The organism is Brevundimonas subvibrioides ATCC 15264, from assembly GCF_000144605.1.
GTDB classification, from domain to species: domain Bacteria; phylum Pseudomonadota; class Alphaproteobacteria; order Caulobacterales; family Caulobacteraceae; genus Brevundimonas; species Brevundimonas subvibrioides.
The window spans coordinates 282,917-301,991 of sequence record NC_014375.1 but is presented as its reverse complement, the minus strand read 5'-3'; the positions used below and the strand labels follow the sequence as shown (position 1 = coordinate 301,991).

Sequence of the window (19,075 nt, the reverse complement as noted above, 5' to 3'; positions counted from 1 at the left end):
GGGCTCCGGCTATTCCGCCGCCTGGAGCTCGGCGGCGTCACGGGCGGCGTTGAGCTCGGCCGCCTTGGCCTCAACCATCTCGACGATGTGCTCGACCATGCCGTCATTGGCCAGTTTGTGGGCGATCTTGCCGTTCAGATAGACCACGCCCGACCCCGCGCCGCCGCCGGTGAAGCCGATGTCCGTGTAGAGCGCCTCGCCCGGGCCGTTGACGACGCAGCCGATGATCGAGAGCGACATCGGCGTGGCGATATGGGCCAGCTTCTCTTCCAGGATGCCCACCGTCTCGATGACGTTGAAGCCCTGACGCGCGCAGGAGGGGCAGGCGATGATGTTGACGCCGCGGTGGCGCAGGCCCAGCGACTTCAGGATGTCGAAGCCGACCTTGATCTCCTCGACCGGGTCGGCGGCGAGGCTGACGCGGATGGTGTCGCCGATCCCGGCCCACAGCATGTTGCCCATGCCGATGGCGGACTTGATCGTCCCGGTGCGCAGGGGGCCGGCCTCGGTGACGCCCAGGTGCAGCGGACAGTCGATGGCCTCGGCCAGCTGCTGATAGGCGGCCACGGTCAGGAAGGGGTCCGACGCCTTCACCGAGATCTTGAACTCGTGGAAGTCGTGGTCCTGGAGGATGCGGGCGTGGTTGAGCGCGCTCTCGACCATGGCGTCCGGGCAGGGCTCGCCGTATTTCTCCAGCAGCTCCTTTTCGAGGCTGCCGGCGTTGACGCCGATGCGCATCGAGCAGCCATGGTCCTTGGCGGCCTGGATGACGTCGCGGACGCGCGACGCATTGCCGATATTGCCCGGATTGATGCGCAGGCAGGCGGCGCCGGCCTCGGCGGCCTCGATGCCGCGCTTGTAGTGAAAATGGATGTCGGCGACGAGCGGCACCTTCGCCTCGCGCGCGATGGTGCGGAAGGCGGCGGTCGAGGCCTCGTCGGGGCAGGAGACGCGGACGATGTCGGCCCCGGCCTCTTCCAGTTCGCGGATCTGGCCGATCGTCGCACTGGCGTCCGACGTCAGGGTGTTGGTCATCGACTGGACGCTGATCGGGGCGTTGCCGCCGACCGGGACGTTGCCGACCATGATCTGGCGGGACTTCCGACGCTCGATGTGGCGCCAGGGTCGGATGTGGGAATGGTCGCTCATGACGCGCTCAATATAGGCCCGTCGGGACGACAAGGCCATGACGCACGACGACGCCCCAGATCCGGACCCGGATCAGCCCGGGCTGACCGTGGTCGACAGGGTCTGTTCGGCGGATCCGACCGTCCGGGCGACGCCGGCCTGCGTGGCCAGGGTGGCGCGGGCGGCGGCGGCCTGGGCGGCGGTCGCATCGGCCTGGACCTGGGCGGCGGTCTGGCGGGCCAGGGCCTGGGCGCGGGTGTTCAGCTGGGCCAGCGGCGTCAGCACCCCGGTCAGGGCCCCGCCCAGTTCGCCGTTCAGATAGACGTCGAAGGCGGCCGGATCGGACACGTCGATGATCGCGGACACGTCGGCCGGCGCGCGCCAGGCCTCGCCCGCGGCCAGCTGACGCGCGAACAGCACCCGTCCGTCGGCCATGCGCACCACGAGCGCGCCAGCCTTCTTCGCCTGCAGCACGACCTGGGAGGCGGTGGCCGAGGCACCGTAGATGGCGCCGCGCGGGTTGAAGGCGGCCTGGACCGGCGGGGCGTTGCGGGCCGCGGCGGCCGCGACGGCGGCGGTGTCGGTCGGGTCGATGCCCGTCAGCTCGGCCTCGAGGCCCGGGGTGATGTAGAGGGCGGGCGTGGTCTGGTCCGGCGGGGCGGCCATCGGCGCGCCGACGCGGACGATATCCTGACCGGGGACTTCGCCCAGCGACCAGCTTTCGGGAACCTCGGCGATGTCGGAGGGCTGGGGCGCCTGCATCAGGCTGACGCGCTGGAACACGTTCCAGCCGATGACGGCCACGGCCAGCAGGACCACGCCGCCGATGATGCGGGGCGAATAGCGTTTGACGTCCTCGAAGGCGACGCCGACCGGGGCCTGGAGGGCGACCGAGGCGTCCGGCGTCTCGCGCTTGTAGCGTTCGACGGCCAGCTGTTCGTCGAGGCCCAGGGCTCCGGCATAGGCGCGGACATAGCCGATGGCGAAGACGCGCGACGGCAGGGCCGAGACGTTGTCCTCCTCCAGCGCGCGGAGATAGCGTTCGTGAACCCGGGTGTCGGCGGCCAGTTCGGCCATGGACCGGCCCGACAGCTCGCGGGCCTTGCGCAGGCCGGAGCCCAGAGTCGCTGCATCCGTGATGGAGGGCACGGGGTCCTTCCAGTCCGGGTGGGCCCGAAACTCGTCGGGGACAGTCCCCGTATCCAGCGCCATGACGCCTGACCCCATACTCGACGTCGTCCTGAGAGCCGACGTCGTACTCAACCAGTCATCGCCTACCATGTGGGTATGACAGTGACCGCCTCCCCCCGGAGGCCCCCGCGTATCGTCTTGTGGATAACCCATTTCGGTTGCCGTATCAACGTCTTGTTAAGCGTGTTGGCGTCCCGGACGGGGACGCCTCACAAACCGACGTTCAACTTCCGGGCCAGACTTTCGATCTCGTTGCGGATCGAGCCCGCCGAGGATCCCAGCAGGTTCGCCATGCTGCGCCGGGCCGCGACCAGATCGGCCGACAGGATCATCCGCTTGACGGGTCCGACGCCCCCGGCCGGGGCCGACAGCCGCGTGAATCCCAGGGTGATCAGGGCGAAGGCTTCCAGCGGACGCCCCGCCAGCTCCCCGCAGACGGACACCGGCGTGCCGGTCTCGGCACAGGCCTTCTGGATCGACTGCAGGGCCCGCAGCGCCGGGGGCGACAGGGCGTCGTAGCGATCCGACACCAGCGGATTGGTCCGGTCCGCGGCGTACATGTACTGGAACAGGTCGTTGGACCCGACCGAGACGAAGTCCGTCAGGGGCAGAAGCGCGTCCAGATGCCAAAGCAGGCTGGGGCATTCGATCATCGCCCCGACCCTCAGCCGGGCCGGCAGGGGCCGTCCCCGACGGCGCGCCCATTCGCATTCGACGTCGACCAGTTCGCGCGCGGCCCGGAACTCGTCCACCGTGGCGATCATGGGGAACATGACCCGCAGCTCGCGGCCCGCGCCCGCGGCCAGCAGCGCGCGCAGCTGGAGCCGGAGCAGGGACGGCCGGTCCAGACCCAGCCGGATCGCGCGGCGACCCAGGGCCGGGTTCTCCTCGCGCTCGCTGGTTTCCATATAGGGCAGGACCTTGTCGCCCCCGATGTCGAGCGTCCTGAAGGTCACCGGCCGGTCGCCGGCGGCGTCCAGCACCAGTTTGTACAGCGCCGTCTGCGAGTTCAGCCGGGGCAGTTCCTCCGACACCATGAACTGGAACTCGGTGCGGAACAGGCCGATGCCCTCGGCCCCCGTGGCGTCGAGGTTCTCTAGATCGACCGCGAGCCCGGCATTGGTCAGCAGGGTGATGCGGGTCCCGTCGGCGGTGATCGCCGGCACGTCACGCAGCTTGGCGAACTCGGCCTGGCGCTGGTCGCGCAGCGCCATGCGCGACTGCACCGATTCCAGCATGTCGGGCCGGGGCCGCAGATGCGCCTCGCCCGTCTCGCCGTCGACGATGACCAGATCGCCTTCGCTCAGCCGGTCGCGGATGCCCTGCAGGCGGCCCACGCAGGGGATCTGCAGCGCCCGGGCCACGATGGCGGCATGGCTGGCCGCCGAGCCTTCCTCCATCAAGAGGCCGCGGATCCGGTCGCGCGGATACTCCAGCAGGTCGGCGGGCCCCAGGTTGCGGGCCACCAGGATGGCGTCGTCGGGCAGCGCCCGCTGGCCCGGCTTCTCGCCGCCCAGAACGCGGAGCAGCCGGTTGGCCAGGTCCTCGAAGTCGTGCAGCCGTTCCTTGATGTAGGGGTCGCGCGCCTGGGCGAAGCGGGCGCGGTGTTCGTTGCGCACCCGGTCCACGGCGGCCTCGGCCGTCAGCCCGCCCCGCACGGCCTCTTCCAGCGACCGGTTCCAGCCCCGGTCATCGGCAAACATCCGGTAGGTCTCGAGCACCTCGAACGACTGGCCCGCCAGCTTGCCCTGGCCCCCGTCCAGCAGGGCGTCGATCGAGGCCTTGAGCGTGTTCAGCCCCTCGCGCAGGCGGATCTCCTCGACCTGCTGGTTCTCGGCCAGCAGTCGCTCCGGCGGCAGGGGGGCCTCGTGCAGAACCACGTGACCGAAGGCCAGCCCCTCGGCGAACCTCTGGCCCTTGATGCGTTCGGGACGGTGCGGCGCGACCTCGATGTCGCGCAGCTCCTCCTGCGCCAGCAGTTCGCCCGAGGCCACGGTCTCGGCCAGCACCATGGCGATGGTCTGGATGTCCTCGACCTCGTCGGGGTCGTAGCGGCGCTCGGACTTGTTCTGGACGACCAGCACGCCGATGGCACGGCCGCCGCGCAGCAGGGGGGCACCCAGGAAGGCGTGATAGGGGTCTTCGCCCGTTTCCGGCCGATACGAGAAGCTGGGGTGGTTGGGCGCGTCCGACAGGCTGATCGGCTGGGCCATGCGCGCGACCTCGCCCACCAGACCCTCGCCGGCCTTCAGGCGGGTGGCGTGGACGGCGTCGCGGTTCAGGCCGTGGGTGGCGAACAGCTCGAGCTCGCCCGAGGCGCGTCGCAGATAGATGGAGCAGACCTCGGCCACCATCGACTGGGCGATGGTGGTGACGACGACGTCCAGACGCCCCTGGGCCGGGCCGCCGTCGGCCATGGCCTCGCGGATCTGGCGCAGGAGGACGCGCGGCCCCCTCGTCATCGTTCCGCCCGCTATCGGCATCCGCTCTCCCTGTCCTCTCCCGAGATAGGGTGAGGATTCACCGAAGGCTATACAGCATCCAGGCCATAGGCCGAATGCAGGGCGCGGACGGCCAGTTCGGCATAGGCGGCGTCGATCAGGACCGAGATCTTGATCTCCGAGGTCGAGATGGCCTGGAACTTGACCCCCTTGTCGGCCAGGGCGCGGAACATGGTCTGGGCCACGCCGGCGTGGCTGCGCATGCCGACGCCGACCACAGAGACCTTGGCCACGTCCTCGTCGACGCGGATCTCCTCGAAGCCGATGTCGGCCTGGTGCGCGCGCATCAGGTCGGCGGCGCGGGCAGCGTCGCGGCGGCCGGTGGTGAAGGTCAGGTTGACCGCCCCTTCGGTCCGCGCCTGGGACTGAACGATCATGTCGACGTTGACGCTGGCCTCGGCCAGGCGGGTGAAGACGTCGGCGGGGGCGTCGACCCGGTCGGACAGGCCCAGCAGGGTGATCCGGGCCTCGTCACGGCTCATGGTCACGCCGGACACGATGCGTTTTTCCACGATTTCTTCCTCGTCACAGATGAGCGTGCCGGACTTGGCGGGCAGGACGCCGTGTTCGTCGGGTTCGATGAAGCTGGACAGGACCCGCACCGGGACCTGTTTGGCCATGGCCAGCTCGACCGAGCGGGTCTGAAGCACCTTGGCCCCCAGCGAGGCCATCTCCAGCATCTCCTCGTAGGAGACCTTCTCCAGCCGCCGTGCCCGGCTCTCGATGCGGGGGTCGGTGGTGTAGACGCCGTCGACGTCGGTGTAGATATCGCACGGACAGCCGAGCGCCGCCGCCACCGCCACGGCCGAGGTGTCCGACCCGCCGCGGCCCAGGGTCGTGATCCGGCCCGAGGGCGACACGCCCTGGAAGCCCGGCACCACCGCGATCTCTCCGGCATCCAGCGCCGCCCCCAGGACCTCGCCCGGCACGTCGACGATGCGGGCGCGGGCATGGTCCTCGTCGGTCAGGATGGGAATCTGCCAGCCCATCCAGCTGCGCGCGTTCAGACCCATGTTGCGCAGGGTCAGGGCCAGCAGGCCCGAGGTCACCTGTTCGCCCGAGGCGACCACCACGTCGTATTCGTCGTCCGACAGCGGCAGGCCGGGCGCGGCCGCCCCGGCCCCGTCGGTCCAGGCCACCAGTTCGTTGGTCTTGCCCGCCATGGCGGAGACGACGACGGCCACGGAATGTCCGGCCCGGACCTCGGCGGCGACGATGCGCGCGGCCCGGCGGATCCGCTCCAGGTCGCCCATGGAGGTGCCGCCGAACTTCATCACCAGTCGCTTGGCCGCCCGTCCTGTCATAGTGCCCGCGTCATCGTGGCGGAAATCCCGGTCTTGCATGGTGGGGGCAAAAGGGGTTCACCCTTGCGCCATGGCCGCTTCTACCGACCCCTCGTCCGGGCGCAAACCCCAAACGGGGCAAGACTTTGCCGATATCGACGCCGATCGTGCCGAAGGGGCCAGTATCGACCCCGCCGACGTCGCCCGCTTCTCGGCCCAGGCGGCCGAATGGTGGGACGCGCGCGGGCCGTTCGCCCCGCTGCACAGGTTCAATCCGGCCCGGCTGTCCTTCATCCGCGACCACGTCGCCGACCGCTTCCTTCGCGATCCTGCCAAACGCGAGGCCTTCGCGGGCCTGAGCCTGATCGACATCGGCTGCGGCGGCGGCCTGATCGCCGAGCCGATGCGGCGGATGGGGTTCGCGGTCACGGCCATCGACGCCTCGTCCGAGAACATCGGCACCGCCCGGGCCCACGCCGCCGAACAGGGTCTGGACATCGCGTATCGCGCCGCCACCGTCGAACAGGTGGAGGCCGAGGGGGCAGGGCCGTTCGACGTCGTCCTGGTGCTGGAGATCATCGAGCACGTGGCCGACCCGGAAAGCTTCCTGCGGGCCTGTTCCCGGCTGGTCGCCCCCGGCGGCATCCTGATCGTGGCGACCCTGAACCGCACGCTGAAGTCGCTGGCCCTCGGCAAGGTCGCGGCCGAGTATATCCTGCGCTGGGTGCCCGCCGGGACCCACGACTGGCGCCAGTTCGTGAAGCCGGACGAGATCCGGATGATGCTGTCGGCCGAGCCGGTCGCGGTCAGCGGCCCCTATGGCCTGGTCTACAGCCCGCTGTCGGACCGCTGGAGCGAAAGCGCCGATGCCGACGTCAATTACATGATGGTCGCGACGAAGGCCTAGAGCTTGATCGTTTGAGACGGGCCCACATCGTGGGCCCGTCGAAAGCGTGACTCACGCTCACGGCTCAAGCTTCACCTTACCGCGAATTCACCTACATGTCGGGTTCGTAACGGGATTTCAGCGACCCCGGATGGCATCGATAGGCTCTGATCCAATGGAGCCTGCCATGAAACGTCTTCTGATCCTCGCCAGCCTGTCGGCCGCCCTGATGACCTCGGGCTGCATCACCGTGATCGACGCCGACAGCGACGACGCGGCCTGGCACGGCAACAACGCCCAGCCCTTCGACGCGGCGCGCGCCGACTGCGACGAACGCACCGAGGGCCGCGACGCCTTCCGCGCCTGCATGGCCGAGAAGGGCTGGACCCGGAACTAGAGCAGTCGGCGCGTCAGTCGACGCGTGGATGTCCAGCAGAGGTTCATCACAGCGAGCACAGCGGGGTCACAGCGAACACGACGGGATCAAGATTGCGGTGCCATCGCCGATCCCCTCCTTCGGGCGTGACGTCTTGGAAGAGAGGATCGGCGGCGACGCCGCCCCTTCTGTCTTTTCAGCGTCAGGGGCGAGCGACGACCCCGACAACCGCTCGGTCCCGTCGTGCCCTCCGTGACCCCGCTGTGTTCGCCGTGATGAACCCATGCGACACCGCGCGCCAACTTAGCGGACGAACGGCCTAGACCGGCCTGGTCATGTAGCGGGCGTCCGGGCCGTAGCTGGCCAGCTTGTCCGCCATGCCCGGGGCCTCGCGCACCGCGAAGCCGTGTCCGCGCCAGAAGCCGGCCGCATCGTTGACGGCGACCAGGGCCACCGTCGGCCAGTCGCCGGCCTGCGCCAGATCGAGCACCGCGGCGACGGCCGGCCTCGACCAGCCCTGGCCCCGGACCGCCGGGGTCAGGGCGAGGTCGTGCAGGTACATCACGCCCGCATCCCCGGGGATCGTCTCGATCAGGGTGTTCAGGGGCGGCGCGGCATCCACGCGCCACGGGTAGGCGACCAGATAGCCCTCCAGCCCCTGCGCCGTCTGCAGCACGAAACAGCCCGCCGGGCTCAGCGCCAGCCGGTTCTCGAAACAGTCCCGGCCCTCGAAATGGTCGGGAAAGCCGACGGCGGCGATCTCCGCGACCCGGTCCAGATCCTCGGCAAGCATCGGCCGCCAGCCGCCCGCCATCAGTTTACCTTGGCCGGATCGAGCGGCGCGGGGGGCAGGGCGGCGCAGGGCACGCCGTCCGCCTTCAGCGCCTTCACCTCGGCGGGCGTAGCCTCGCCGTAAATCTCGCGCTTTTCGGACTGGCCCTCGTGGATGGCGCGCGCCTCGCGGGCGAAGGTGTCGCCGACATAGTCGAAATTCGCCTCCACATGGCTGCGCACCTCGCGCGCCGCCTGCATCATCATGGTCTGGACCCGGGCCATTTCGACGGCGGGCGCCGCCTTGCGGGTGCCCGAGACGGCAGGGGCCATGATCTGCTTGGCCACGTTGCGGGACCCGCAGAACGGGCATTCGACCAGGCCGCGGGCCGCCTGATCGTCATAGTCGCCGGACGATCCGAACCAGGCCTCGAACGGATGATCGGCCTCGCACCTCAGGGCATAGCGGATCACGTCGGGTCTCCGGGGGGCGCAAAGTCCCGGTCGTGCCGCAGCTGGGGCACCGAAGTCCGGGCGGCCTCGACCGCTGCGAGGTCGAGCGTGGCGTGCAGCACGCCCGGCTCGTCATGGTCCAGCTTCGCGATCACCTCGCCCCACGGACCGACGACGATCGAATGGCCCCAGGTCCTGCGGCCGTCCTCGTGCGTGCCGCCCTGGGCCGGGGCCAGGACGAAGGCTCCGGTCTCGATGGCGCGGGCGCGCAGCAGGGTCTCCCAATGCGCCTCTCCGGTCGGCACGGTGAAGGCGGCGGGCACCGCGATCATGCAGGCCCCCGCCCTGGCCAGCTGGCGGAACAGGTGCGGGAACCGCACGTCGTAGCAGATCGTGAGGCCCATCCGGCCCCACGGCGTGCCCGCGACGCAGGCCCCGTCGCCCGGGCGGATCGTCGAACTTTCCCGATAGGTCTCGCCATTGGCCAGATCGACGTCGAAGACGTGCAGCTTGTCATAGCGCGCCACGATCGTGCCGTTCGCATCGATCAGCAGCGACCGGTTGGCCGCCCGGTCGTCGCCCGCATGGCCGGACTTCACGATGGCCGAGCCGATCAGCAGCCAGACGCCGAGCTCGGCGGCCAGATGCCGCAGACCGATCACCGCCGCGTCCTGATCCTCGTCGGTGACCGCCAGCCCCCGGCGGTCCCGCCGCTGCTCCAGCAGGTTGGTGCCCTCCGGCGTCAGGATCAGCTTCGCCCCCCCGTCCGCCGCTTGGCGGATCAGGGGTTCGACATGGGCCAAGGCGGCCTGCGCCGTCGCCGGCGTCCGCGTCTGGATCAGGGCGATGGGCAGGCTGGACGACATCAGGCGGCCAGCAGGGGATCCAGCCCGCCACGGCGGTCGAGGGCGCTCATGTCGTCGGACCCGCCGATATGTTTTCCATCGATGAAGATCTGCGGGAAGGTGGCCTTGCCGCCGGCCTTCTCGACCATCTCGGCCTTCCTGGCCGGATCGTTGGAAGCGACGATCTCGGTGTAGTCGACGCCCTTCCTGTCCAGCAGCGCCATGGCGGCGTGGCAATAGGGGCAACCGGGTTTGGTGTAGAGGATGACGTCGGCCATGGGGAAGCTCCGAAAACTGGGGGGTGTGGGGACTATCTAGGGACTTCGCGCGCGGTTCGCACCCTCGCGATCACCGCCAGATCGACAGCGCGGGCTCCGCCGTCCAGCAGGGCGGTGGCGCAGGCCTCGGCGGTGGCGCCCGTCGTCAGCACGTCGTCGACCAGCAGGATGCGTCGCCCCCGGACGCGGCGCGCCCCGGTTTCGGTCAGATCGAAGGCGGACTTCACGTTCAGCCGCCGGCCGCGGGCACTGCGGCCGCCCTGGGATGCCGTCCGCGTCGTGCGCTGGAGGGCGTCGGGCAGATAATCGAGGCGCGCGGAGCGGGCCAGCGGACGCGCGATCTCGGCCGCCTGGTTGAACCGGCGCGCCAGCAGCCGGGCGGGATGCAGCGGCACGGGCACGACGGCATCGGCCTGCTCGATCAGGGGGGCCGCCGCCCGGCCCAGCCAGCGGGCGAACAGGCCTGCGAACTGCTGCTGGTCGCCATGCTTGTACTTCAGGATCAGACCCCGCGACGCGTCGTCGTAGACGCAGGCGGCGCGGCACCGCGTGAAGCGATAGGGCGAAGCCAGACAGGCCGCGCAACGCTCAGAGGCAAAATCGCCGCCGTCGTATTCGAAGGCCGCCCCGCATCCGTCGCAGACCGGGTCCTCGAGGAACGCGACCCGGTTCCAGGCGTCGGCGGTCAGGCCCGCGGCCTGGGTCGCCTCGCGGCTGTCGTGCGCCATCGGCGGCAGGACCAGATCGGCCAGTCCGCGCCCCAGACCGGTCAGTCCGATCACGGCGCGCGCACGCGCCGCTTCCCATCGGTCGCTCCAGTCCCCATCCTGACGTCCCATGACCGCTTCCGGCCCCCCCGTCATCTTCGATCCCGCGCGCCGCGCCCTGCGTCTGGCGCGCTCCGGCGGAATGTTCGCCCAGGCCGACTTCCTGCACCGCCGCGCGGCAGAGAACGCTGTTCTCAGTCTCGAGGCCACCTTGCGTCCATTTCCCGCCGTCGTCGACCTCTCGGCGCATACGGGCGTGTTCGCGGCGGCCCTGGCCGGGAGCGACGCAGCCGGGCGGGTCGGGATGCCGGGGGCGGACCCCGACAGCTACCGCGCGGCCCCGGGCCTGCGGCCGCTGGGCGTGGCGGAGGGATCCGTCGATCTGATCGTCTCCCTGATGACCCTGCACTGGGCCAACGACCTGCCGGGCGCGCTCAGCCAGATCCGGCGGGCGCTGAAGCCCGACGGCCTGTTCCTCGGCACCCTTCTGGGGGCGGGGACACTGAAGGAGCTGCGGGCCGTGCTGACCGAGGCCGAGCTGGCGGAGCGGGGCGGGGCGCAGGCCCGGGTCTCGCCTTTCGCCGACGGGTTCGACGGCGCGGGTCTGCTGCAGCGGGCCGGGTTCGCCCTGCCGGTGGCCGATGTCGACCGTCTGACGGTCCGGTACCGCGACCTGTTCGGCCTGATCCGCGACCTGCGCGCCATGGGCGAGACCAATGTGCTGGCGGGGTCTACCCGGCCGCTGACGCGCGGCATCCTCGCCCGCGCCGCCGCCCTGTACGCCGAGCGCTACGGCGAGCCGGACGGCCGCATCCCGGCGACCTTCGAGATCGTCAATCTGGCCGGATGGGCCCCGCACGACAGCCAGCCAAAGCCCCTGCCGCGCGGGTCAGCCAAGGTCCGCCTCGCCGACGCCCTGGGCGTCGTCGAGCACGGACGCGGAAAACTCTAGAGGGGCGCGGCCTCGACCAGGACCTCGGTGCGGCGCCGCAGCGGCTCCAGCACGCCGTCGGGCGTGGTGGCACCCGAATCGCCCGCCGCCGCCAGCTCGAAGGCGGGCGCAGGCCAGCCGGCGGCCGTCAGGGCCTCGGCGACAGCCAGGGCCCGGCGTTCGGACAGATCCAGGTTCGCATCGGCCGCGCCGCTCGCGCTGGCCAGACCCAAAACCTTGACCGAGGTGATGCGGCAACCCTGTAGCTGGGTCGCCGTCAGGCCGATCGCCTCCAGCGCCGGGCTGGTCAGCCGGTCCTGGTTCTCGTTGAAATAGACGTCGAACCGCTTGGCGGCGCAGGCGTCGGGCGTGGTGACCAGAGCGTCGCGATCCATGAACCGGGGCCCCATCGAACAGGCCGACAGGCCCACCGCGCCCAGCGTGGCTGCCAGAAGGATCTTCTGCGTCGTCATCATTGCCCTGTGTCCCTGTGTTCGCTCAAGCAAAGGGCGGCCCGTCGTTCGACGAGCCGCCCTGAGAATCGTCAGTCGTCGTCAGAGCCTAGTAGCGGCGCTGACCGTTTTCCCAGTAGCACTCGTTCTGGTTGTTGTCGTAGCAGTAGTAGTACTGGCCGCGGTTGTCGCGGTAGCGCTGCTGGTTGTTGCGGTCGGCTTGCGAGCCGCGGACCGCGCCGACGGTGCCGCCGAGGGCGCCGCCGATGAGGGCTCCGGTCGCTGCGTTGCCGCCGCCGACGTTGTTGCCGATGATGGCACCGGCCACGGCACCGAGACCGGCACCGATCGCGCCCTGGCGGACGGTCTGGTTGGAGGTGCTGTTGCCGTAGGGATCGGTCGCGCAGGCCGATGCGAGCAGGCCGGCGACGCCGATCGCGATAATTGCCGTCTTCATGGATGTGTCCTTCATTCCTGATGTTCGCCCCGAAAGCGAGAACGCTGGATTATGGCTCAGGTTCCGCGCCTATGCTGCAAGTTAACGATGACATAGGCTGAAGCGGGCCGCGCGAGGGGCGCAGGTTCGAACACGTCAGCGTTTCCGAGGGGTTTTCAATGCGCTTTCCTGAACCGGTCCGTATGTCGGACGATCACGTCAGCCCGGTCTGGGCCCGCACGAAGCGCCGGTCGGGCGGCGGCGGGGGCGGATTCGTCGGCCTGCTGGTCACCCTGCTGGCCCTGTTCGGCGTCCTGACCGCGGTCCTGGGCATCAAGGAGAAGTCGCTGGCCGAGGGCGGGGCCATGATGGACGGCTGGATCACCGCCGGTGTCGCGTCCGCGCGGGGTCTGGTCGGTCAGGCCCCGGAAGCCGCCGACACTGCCGCCGAAAAGGCGGGCGCTGCGGCGGAGAAGACCGGCGACGCCGTCCAGGCCGGCGCGGCGACCACGGCGGACGCGCTGAAGGCGCAATAGTCACGCTTGGCCGGAACGCGGGTGGGACAGGCGCGTTCGGGCGTGATGAGCGACACCATCACCCCCGCGTCCGCGTCCATGGACCTGCCTGAAACCGCGCCTGTCGAGGCCGTCGCGGAGCCGCGCGTCCTGACGCCCCACGTCGCGATCTCGCGCGTGGTGATCCTGGTCAACACCCTGTCCGGCTCGGTCGGACCCCGGGCGGTCGCCGAGGTCGAGGCCATCATGGCCGACTATCCGTGCGAGGCGGAGATCGTCGAACTGGTCGGATCCACGATGGATGCGCAGATCGACGCGGCCCTGGCCTCGAAACCCGACGTGCTGTTCGTCCTGGCCGGCGACGGCACGGCGCGGGCCGCGGCGTCGAAGGCGGGGCCGAAGGGACCGCTGGTCGCCCCCCTGCCGGGCGGGACCATGAACATGCTGCCCAAGGCCCTGTACGGTACCGCCGACTGGAAGCTGGCGCTGCGCGACGCGCTGGAAAACGGGTCGCCGCAGTGCGTGTCGGGCGGGATCGTCGAGGGCCAGTCCTTCTATTGCGCCGGGATCTTCGGCTCCCCGGCCCTGTGGGCTCCGGCGCGCGAGGCGATGCGCACCGGCAAGCTCAGCCTGGCCTGGACCTATGGCCGCCGGGCGCTGAAGCGCGCCTTCTCGGGCAAGATCCGGGTCGAGCTGGACGGTGGCAAGGCGCGGCGCAGCGAGGCCCTGGCCCTGATCAGCCCCATGATCTCCAAGGCGATGGACGAGCCCGTCGGGCTGGAGGCTGCGGCCATGGACCCGGCCGACGCGGCCCAGGCCTTCCGTCTGGCCGCCACGGCCCTGTTCAGCGACTGGCGCCAGGATCCGTCGGTCATGACCCAGGCTGCGAAAAAAATCCGCATCCGCGCCCGGTCCAAGATCCCGGCCGTGCTGGACGGAGAGCCCACCCTGCTGCATCACGACACGATGGTGACGTTCATCCCGAAGGCTTGGCAGGCCCTTGCCCCCGAGCGCGAGCCTCAGGGAGACACCGTTTGATGCGCCCTGTGTCCGGGGGGATCGACCGGTGAGAACAGGCCGCCTGCTCCAGTTTTCCGACGTCCATTTCGGCGTCGAACATCCCCACGCCTGCGCCGCCGCGCTCGAGTACGCGCACGCCACGCCCACCGACCTGATCCTGATCACGGGCGACATCACGCAAAAAGGTCTGCCGGACGAGTTCGCCGCCGCCGGGGAATGGATCCGGGCCATGCCGACGCCGCGCTTCGTCATCGTCGGCAATCACGACGTGCCCTATTACAGTCTGGGGGCGCGGCTGTTCCGGCCCTGGAAGGCGTTCGAGGACGCGACCGGTCACCCGGCCCACGACGGCGAATTCGTCTCCGACAATGTGATGGTCCGGGGCGTCGTCACCGCGCGCGGCTGGCAGGCCCGGGCCAACTGGTCCAAGGGCGTCATCGATCTGGACCAGACCCGCCGCGCCGCCGAGGCCCTGCGTCAGGCCCCGGTGGGGGCGCTGCGGATCCTCGCCTGCCACCACCCCCTGATCGAGATGATCGGCACGCCCATGACGGGTGACGTGAAACGCGGCGACGCCGCGGCCGAGATCTTCGCCGAGGCCGGGGTCGATCTGATCACCACGGGCCACGTCCACGTGCCCTTCGCCATCCCGATCGACCTGTCGGACCGCTGTTCCTACGCGGTGGGCTGCGGGACCCTGTCCAAGCGCGAGCGCGGCACCCCGCCCAGCTTCAACCAGATCGAATGGTCGGCCCACGAGATCGTGGTCACGGCGATCGCCTGGGACGGTCAGGCCTTCAAGCCGGCCCAGAGCTGGCGGCTGCCGCGGCGCCAGGACACGCGCCACACCGAGTCCGCCCCCGACCCGAAAAACCCGGGCACCCTCGAAGCAGCGATGACCTGACGCCAAGAAAAAAGCCGCGATCCCGAAGGATCGCGGCTTTGATCGTTTTGCGCCTGTCGCGAGACTAGGTGCGGGGGCCGCGTCGCAGTCCGCCGGTGAAGAACGAGATCACCATCAGGACCAGGAACACGACGAACAGGACGTAGGCGATGTTCATCGACAGGCCCGCGACGCCACCGGCACCGAGGGCACCCGCGACCAGCGCCAGAACGAGAAATATAAGAGCCCAGCGGAGCATGGACGAGCCTCCCTTTGAAGAGTGGTTGAAGGGCGTCGCCATCCACGACGCCGCCTCTCCAATCAATGTTCTGCGAGGCAGTCCGTTCCGTTCAGCGCCGGTAACGACCGTGCGATTTCTCTGTGAAGGCCGCGGCCACCATGGTGGCCAGGGCGGGATTGCGCAGGAAGATCCAGCCGCCGGCGAGGGCGGCGACCGTGCCCAGGATGGGACGCGAGCGGAACAGGGCATAGGCCCGGCCACCGAGACCTTCGGGCTCTTCTTCCGCCTCTTCCTCGAAAGCGCCACCGACGCCGAGGAATACCATGGCCACGATCACGGCGACCAGGGCGAAAGCTCCGGCCGTGATGGCCGCGGCGCCCAGGGGCGGCAAGACCAGGGCCAGCGCATAGTAGAGCGTTGCACCCAGGGCGACGACGGCGACGAAGGCGCAGCCGGCGACCACGAAGGCCGCCGACAGCTTCTTAACAAGCCCCTTGCCGAGCATCAGCGACGACGACCGGCCAGCAGGAGACCGAGCACCACGCCGACGCCCAGGGCGATGGCGGTGGACTGGACGGGGCGCTCCTGCACCCGCTCGGTGATGTAGCGTTGGGCCTCGTCGAGACGCTCCGAAGCGTCGTCATAGTATTCCCGGCTGCGGACGCGGGCCTGGTCGTAATAACCGCGGGCCTGTTCGCGCAGTTCGTCGGCGCGCTCGCGCACGCGGGCGTCGGCCTCGGCAGCCTTCTCGCGCAGGCGGGCTTCGGTTTCCGACGCCTTGGCCTTCAGCTTGGCGGCTTCCTCGCGCGCGCCGACCTTCAGGTCTTCCTTGAGCGTATTCAGGTCGTTCTTGATGTCTTCACGCGCCTTGCTGGTGGCCATGATCGCACTCCGTTGCTGCAGCTTTGCCATAAATAGGGGGCTTGTCGGCTGAACGCCACTGCTCCGTGGCGGTTCCGCCGCGCTGCAGCATTTGGGGGAGAGAGGCGGTGGGCAGGTCCGCCTGCTGTGCGCCACGGGCACGACCGGTTGGCGTGTCCGTGCGCCGGTGACCCGGCTGCCTGCTCCCTGATCCCCAATCCCTAGTCCCTAATCCCTAATCCCTCCCCCGGGCCCCGCGCCCAGGCACCGATCGCCGTTACCCCGGTAACACTCCGTAAGGGTCTCCCTCAGCCTCCCTTAAACTTTGCCGGTCACTATCGACCGGTGATGTCCTCCTCCCGTCCCTCTCCGGTCGCGAAGCTCGCCCTGGCGGTCGTGACCGAGCCCGAGCGTGCCCTGCCCGCGCCCGTCGGCGCGCGCGAGGAGGCGATGCGGACTCTGCTGCAGACGGCGGCCGACTCCGGGGTCTCGATCGTCGCCACCCGGCCGACCGGCGACGCCGAGCGTCTGCTGGGTCAGGCCTGGCCCTTCCCGTCCCCCTTCGCCGTCACCGTCCGCACCGTCGCCCTGTCCGAAGGGCTCGACCGGGTCGAGGCCCGCGCCCGACGTTCGCTGGAGCGGATGGGTCTGCCGCGCGGCGATACGCTTCTGGTGTCCGGCGCGACCGATCTGGCCGGAGCCGAGGGACGGGCCCTGTGGGACCGGATGATGGCGCTGAAGGATCGCGGCCTGTACCGCCGCATCGGCTTTCTGGCGACCATGGAGGACGGGCCGACCCTGCTGGCGCGGCGCTACCAGCCCGACGTGGTGCAGATCGCCTGCAATATCCTGGACCAGCGGCCGGTGACCGAGGGGGTCCTGTCCGACCTTGCGGGCCTCGGCGTCGACGTTCACGTGGCCTCGGTCTTCGCGCGCGGCCTGCTGTTCGCCAGCCGCGAGACCCTGCCCGCCCATCTGGCCGACCAGGGCGTGGCCCTGTCGCGCACGCGCCGTCGCCTGGCCGAGGCCCGGATCGATCCGATGCAGGCGGCGCTCGCCTTCTGCCTCGGCCTGCCGCCGGTCGCCGCCGTCGTGGCCAGCGTCGCCTCGGCCGCCGAGCTCCGCGCGGTCCTGGCCGCCGCCCACGCCCCCCGGCCCGATCTGGACTGGGAGGCGCTGGCCCTGTCGGAGCCGGCCGCCTTCACGACCGGCTCCCTGTCGCGGATCAGTAACGCAGCCTGATCCGCTCCTCCCCCTAAGGGGGAGGGGGACCGCCGCGCGCTTGCGCGGGGGTGGAGGGGGCCAGCCCCAAACACCGTGTTCGCGGTGAGCCCCCTCCGTCACTACGCTTCGCTTCGGGACACCTCCCCCAACGGGGGAGGATGTCTAGTACCGCAGCCTGATCCCGACGTAGCCGGACCGGCCCGGCTCTCCGTATCCGAACACCTGCTGATAGCGTTCGTCGGCGAGGTTCTCGAGCCGCGCCGTCAGGGCGACGACCTCGGTCAGCTGCCACGCCGCATTCAGGTTCGCCGTCACGAAGGCCTCGCGCACGCCGCCGGAATCGGGCTGGTCGCCCTCGGCCCGGATCGTCAGCGCCCCCGACAGCCGCTCGCCGCTCCAGCCCAGGGTCGCGGACCCGGCGTGTTCGGGCACGCGCAGCAGGCGCGCCCCCGTCGTCGCGTTCACCGCGTCCGTGTAAGCATAGGCCAGGGTCAGGTCGAATCCGGCCCCGAGCAGGGCGCGGGCCTCCGCCTCGACCCCGTCGGTCCGGGCCTGGGCGATGTTGATGTAGTAGCTGTCGAAGGTGATCGGCGCGGTGAAATAGGTGATCTGGTCCTCCACGTTCAGCCGGTAGACCGTGACGCGGCCGTCGATCCGGCCGTCGCTCGAGGCCCAGCCGATCGCGCCCTCGACCGAGTCGGCGGTCTCGGGCCGCAGGGTCGGGACCGGAACCGACGAGAAGCAGAAGTCGCAGACGGCCTGGCTGACCGACGGCGCCTTGAAGCCCGTTCCGTAAGCCCCCGACAGGATGAAGCCCGCCGGCAGGTCATACGCCGCCGAGATCCGGCCCGTGGTCTTCTCGCCGAAATCGTCCGTGGCGTCGTAGCGCAGACCGCCCGTGACGCTCAGCGCGTCCGTGGCGTCGAAACGGACGACGCCGAAGGCCGAGGAGGTGCCCAGATCGACCGAGGCCCCGGTCGAGATGCTGCCGGCGGTGTCTTCGCGCTCGGCCCCGAAGGCATAGGCCAGGCGGTCGCCCAGGGCCGCCCCATCGGCCTGCCAGCGATAGACCTGGCGATCGGCCTGATAGACCGAGGCGAAGTCGCCATTGTTCGCGCGCTCGATGTCGGAGGCCGAGACGCTGAACCGGTGCGACAGGCCGAGCGCGGTCACGCTGACCCCCACGACGCCCGACCAGGACTGGCTGTCGGTGGTGTCGGCGGTGTCGGCCAGGTCATAGGTCGGGGCCGGGAAGCCGTCGATGTCGGCCTCCGAATCCGTCCAGCGCACCGACCCGTCGACCTTCACGGCGTCCGACACGGCGTAGCGGCCCTTCAGCCCCAGCGTCAGGCTGTCGAAGCCGTCCTTTTCGGGATTGCCGTCGGCCGCGTCGGCGACCGAGATGCCGTCGGTGGTGTAGTGCGAGACCCAGGCCCCGAAGGCGTAGCGATCGTTGGCGACCCCGGCCGCCAGGCGGTGGCGCAGGGTACCGTACGATCCGGCCTCCGCCTCGGCGCGCACGCCGTCGATCTCGCGGGTGGTGAAGGCGATGACCCCGCCGATGGCGTCCGATCCCCACAGCGAGGACTGGGGTCCCGACAGGACCTCGACCCGCGCGATATCGCCCAGTTCGAAGCCGGAGAAGTCATAGGCGCCGTTGGGCTCCGACGCGTCGTTGACCGGCGCGCCGTCGACCAGGACCAGGGTCTTGCCGGGCGTGGCGCCCCGCATCCGCACCTGGGCCACGCCGCCGAGGCCCGAGCGCGTGACGGACAGGCCGGGAATGTCGGTCAGGATATCGGCGGCGAAGACCGCGCCCCGCTGTTCGATGGCGCGGCTGTCGATGACCCGGGCGCCCGGCGTGTCCTGCTGGATGGCCGGCAGGCGGGTGGCGGTGACGATCACCTCGGGCAGGGTGTTGGAGGGCAGGGTGTCGTCGGCAGGGTCTTGGGCGAACGACGGGCAGGCGGCCGCGACCGCCGCGAGCGCGGTGGAGATAAGGAGCAGGCGTTTCATCGAAAGAACTCCGACAG

General features: G+C 70.2%; 22 protein-coding genes. 7 read left to right on the top strand and 15 right to left on the bottom strand.

Translation table 11 applies throughout. From position 1 onward, the window contains the following. Positions 1-9: 9 nt before the first annotated feature. The 4 genes from ispG to BRESU_RS01565 all read right to left on the bottom strand — a co-directional run bounded on the left by ispG (position 10) and on the right by BRESU_RS01565 (position 6,124). A complete protein-coding gene (gene ispG / locus BRESU_RS01580; RefSeq protein WP_013267734.1) occupies positions 10-1,149 on the bottom strand; it encodes a flavodoxin-dependent (E)-4-hydroxy-3-methylbut-2-enyl-diphosphate synthase in 1,140 nt (379 codons plus the stop codon). A gap of 72 nt (positions 1,150-1,221) precedes the next feature. Then, positions 1,222-2,355: a helix-turn-helix domain-containing protein gene (locus BRESU_RS01575; protein WP_013267733.1), complete on the bottom strand. Its 1,134-nt coding sequence runs from the start codon at positions 2,353-2,355 to the stop codon at positions 1,222-1,224. Positions 2,356-2,528: 173 nt separating this feature from the next. Beyond that, positions 2,529-4,781 (bottom strand): phosphoenolpyruvate--protein phosphotransferase, encoded by a 2,253-nt coding sequence (gene ptsP / locus BRESU_RS01570; protein ID WP_041761188.1) that lies wholly within the window; start codon positions 4,779-4,781, stop codon positions 2,529-2,531. Between the two features lie 68 nt (positions 4,782-4,849). Further along, positions 4,850-6,124 (bottom strand): aspartate kinase, encoded by a 1,275-nt coding sequence (locus BRESU_RS01565; RefSeq protein WP_041761185.1) that lies wholly within the window; start codon positions 6,122-6,124, stop codon positions 4,850-4,852. 70 nt (positions 6,125-6,194) lie between these two features. Between BRESU_RS01565 and ubiG the strand changes: the two genes are divergently transcribed. After that, positions 6,195-7,010 (top strand): bifunctional 2-polyprenyl-6-hydroxyphenol methylase/3-demethylubiquinol 3-O-methyltransferase UbiG, encoded by an 816-nt coding sequence (ubiG, locus tag BRESU_RS01560; protein WP_013267730.1) that lies wholly within the window; start codon positions 6,195-6,197, stop codon positions 7,008-7,010. 166 nt (positions 7,011-7,176) lie between these two features. Beyond that, complete coding sequence (locus BRESU_RS01555) at positions 7,177-7,386, top strand: hypothetical protein (protein ID WP_013267729.1); 210 nt, start codon at positions 7,177-7,179, stop codon at positions 7,384-7,386. 298 nt (positions 7,387-7,684) lie between these two features. Here BRESU_RS01555 and BRESU_RS01550 read toward each other — a convergent pair whose 3' ends face one another. From BRESU_RS01550 to BRESU_RS01530, 5 genes are read right to left on the bottom strand one after another with little or no spacing between them, the layout of a single operon-like run. Next, positions 7,685-8,179, bottom strand: coding sequence for a GNAT family N-acetyltransferase (locus BRESU_RS01550; protein ID WP_013267728.1), 495 nt, complete (start codon positions 8,177-8,179; stop codon positions 7,685-7,687). After that, complete coding sequence (locus BRESU_RS01545; protein WP_013267727.1) at positions 8,179-8,610, bottom strand: DUF1178 family protein; 432 nt, start codon at positions 8,608-8,610, stop codon at positions 8,179-8,181. The genes BRESU_RS01550 and BRESU_RS01545 overlap by 1 nt, the downstream gene beginning before the upstream one ends. Further along, complete coding sequence (locus tag BRESU_RS01540; RefSeq protein ID WP_013267726.1) at positions 8,607-9,455, bottom strand: carbon-nitrogen hydrolase family protein; 849 nt, start codon at positions 9,453-9,455, stop codon at positions 8,607-8,609. The genes BRESU_RS01545 and BRESU_RS01540 overlap by 4 nt, the downstream gene beginning before the upstream one ends. Continuing rightward, positions 9,455-9,712, bottom strand: coding sequence for a glutaredoxin 3 (gene grxC / locus BRESU_RS01535; protein WP_013267725.1), 258 nt, complete (start codon positions 9,710-9,712; stop codon positions 9,455-9,457). The genes BRESU_RS01540 and grxC overlap by 1 nt, the downstream gene beginning before the upstream one ends. A 32-nt stretch (positions 9,713-9,744) precedes the next feature. Then, entirely contained in the window at positions 9,745-10,551 is an 807-nt protein-coding gene (locus BRESU_RS01530; RefSeq protein ID WP_041761849.1) for a ComFC family protein, read from the bottom strand. Between BRESU_RS01530 and BRESU_RS01525 the strand changes: the two genes are divergently transcribed. Further along, positions 10,550-11,431, top strand: coding sequence for a methyltransferase domain-containing protein (locus BRESU_RS01525; RefSeq protein ID WP_013267723.1), 882 nt, complete (start codon positions 10,550-10,552; stop codon positions 11,429-11,431). The genes BRESU_RS01530 and BRESU_RS01525 overlap by 2 nt on opposite strands. On the opposite strand, the gene BRESU_RS01520 is transcribed toward BRESU_RS01525, so the two are convergent. Beyond that, complete coding sequence (locus BRESU_RS01520; protein ID WP_013267722.1) at positions 11,428-11,886, bottom strand: OmpA family protein; 459 nt, start codon at positions 11,884-11,886, stop codon at positions 11,428-11,430. The two genes, BRESU_RS01525 and BRESU_RS01520, sit on opposite strands and share 4 nt — an antisense overlap. Before the next feature lie 85 nt (positions 11,887-11,971). Next, the gene (locus BRESU_RS01515; RefSeq protein ID WP_013267721.1) at positions 11,972-12,319 is read right to left on the bottom strand and encodes a glycine zipper domain-containing protein; all 348 of its coding nucleotides are present in this window, start codon (positions 12,317-12,319) and stop codon (positions 11,972-11,974) included. Positions 12,320-12,477: 158 nt separating this feature from the next. On the opposite strand from BRESU_RS01515, the gene BRESU_RS01510 reads away from it, so the two are divergent. From BRESU_RS01510 to BRESU_RS01500, 3 genes are read left to right on the top strand one after another with little or no spacing between them, the layout of a single operon-like run. After that, on the top strand, positions 12,478-12,834 hold the full coding sequence (locus BRESU_RS01510; protein WP_013267720.1) for a hypothetical protein: 357 nt from the start codon (positions 12,478-12,480) through the stop codon (positions 12,832-12,834). A gap of 45 nt (positions 12,835-12,879) precedes the next feature. Further along, positions 12,880-13,851 carry a diacylglycerol/lipid kinase family protein gene (locus BRESU_RS01505; protein ID WP_050762443.1) on the top strand — a complete coding sequence of 324 codons (972 nt, stop codon included), beginning with the start codon at positions 12,880-12,882 and terminating at the stop codon, positions 13,849-13,851. A gap of 28 nt (positions 13,852-13,879) precedes the next feature. Next, complete coding sequence (locus BRESU_RS01500; RefSeq protein ID WP_013267718.1) at positions 13,880-14,737, top strand: metallophosphoesterase family protein; 858 nt, start codon at positions 13,880-13,882, stop codon at positions 14,735-14,737. A gap of 64 nt (positions 14,738-14,801) precedes the next feature. On the opposite strand, the gene BRESU_RS17055 is transcribed toward BRESU_RS01500, so the two are convergent. The 3 genes from BRESU_RS17055 to BRESU_RS01485 all read right to left on the bottom strand — a co-directional run bounded on the left by BRESU_RS17055 (position 14,802) and on the right by BRESU_RS01485 (position 15,839). After that, the gene (locus BRESU_RS17055) at positions 14,802-14,975 is read right to left on the bottom strand and encodes a DUF1328 domain-containing protein (RefSeq protein WP_013267717.1); all 174 of its coding nucleotides are present in this window, start codon (positions 14,973-14,975) and stop codon (positions 14,802-14,804) included. Between the two features lie 91 nt (positions 14,976-15,066). Next, positions 15,067-15,462 carry a hypothetical protein gene (locus BRESU_RS01490; protein WP_013267716.1) on the bottom strand — a complete coding sequence of 132 codons (396 nt, stop codon included), beginning with the start codon at positions 15,460-15,462 and terminating at the stop codon, positions 15,067-15,069. Continuing rightward, on the bottom strand, positions 15,462-15,839 hold the full coding sequence (locus tag BRESU_RS01485; protein ID WP_013267715.1) for a glycine zipper domain-containing protein: 378 nt from the start codon (positions 15,837-15,839) through the stop codon (positions 15,462-15,464). Before BRESU_RS01485 ends, BRESU_RS01490 begins: the two co-directional genes overlap by 1 nt. Positions 15,840-16,166: 327 nt before the next feature. Here BRESU_RS01485 and BRESU_RS01480 point away from each other — a divergent pair, with 327 nt between their 5' ends. After that, positions 16,167-17,060 carry an aldo/keto reductase gene (locus BRESU_RS01480; protein WP_013267714.1) on the top strand — a complete coding sequence of 298 codons (894 nt, stop codon included), beginning with the start codon at positions 16,167-16,169 and terminating at the stop codon, positions 17,058-17,060. A 144-nt stretch (positions 17,061-17,204) separates the two neighbouring features. On the opposite strand, the gene BRESU_RS01475 is transcribed toward BRESU_RS01480, so the two are convergent. Then, positions 17,205-19,058, bottom strand: a complete 1,854-nt coding sequence (locus BRESU_RS01475; protein ID WP_013267713.1) for a TonB-dependent receptor plug domain-containing protein — start codon at positions 19,056-19,058, stop codon at positions 17,205-17,207. Between the last annotated feature and the right edge of the window lie 17 nt (positions 19,059-19,075).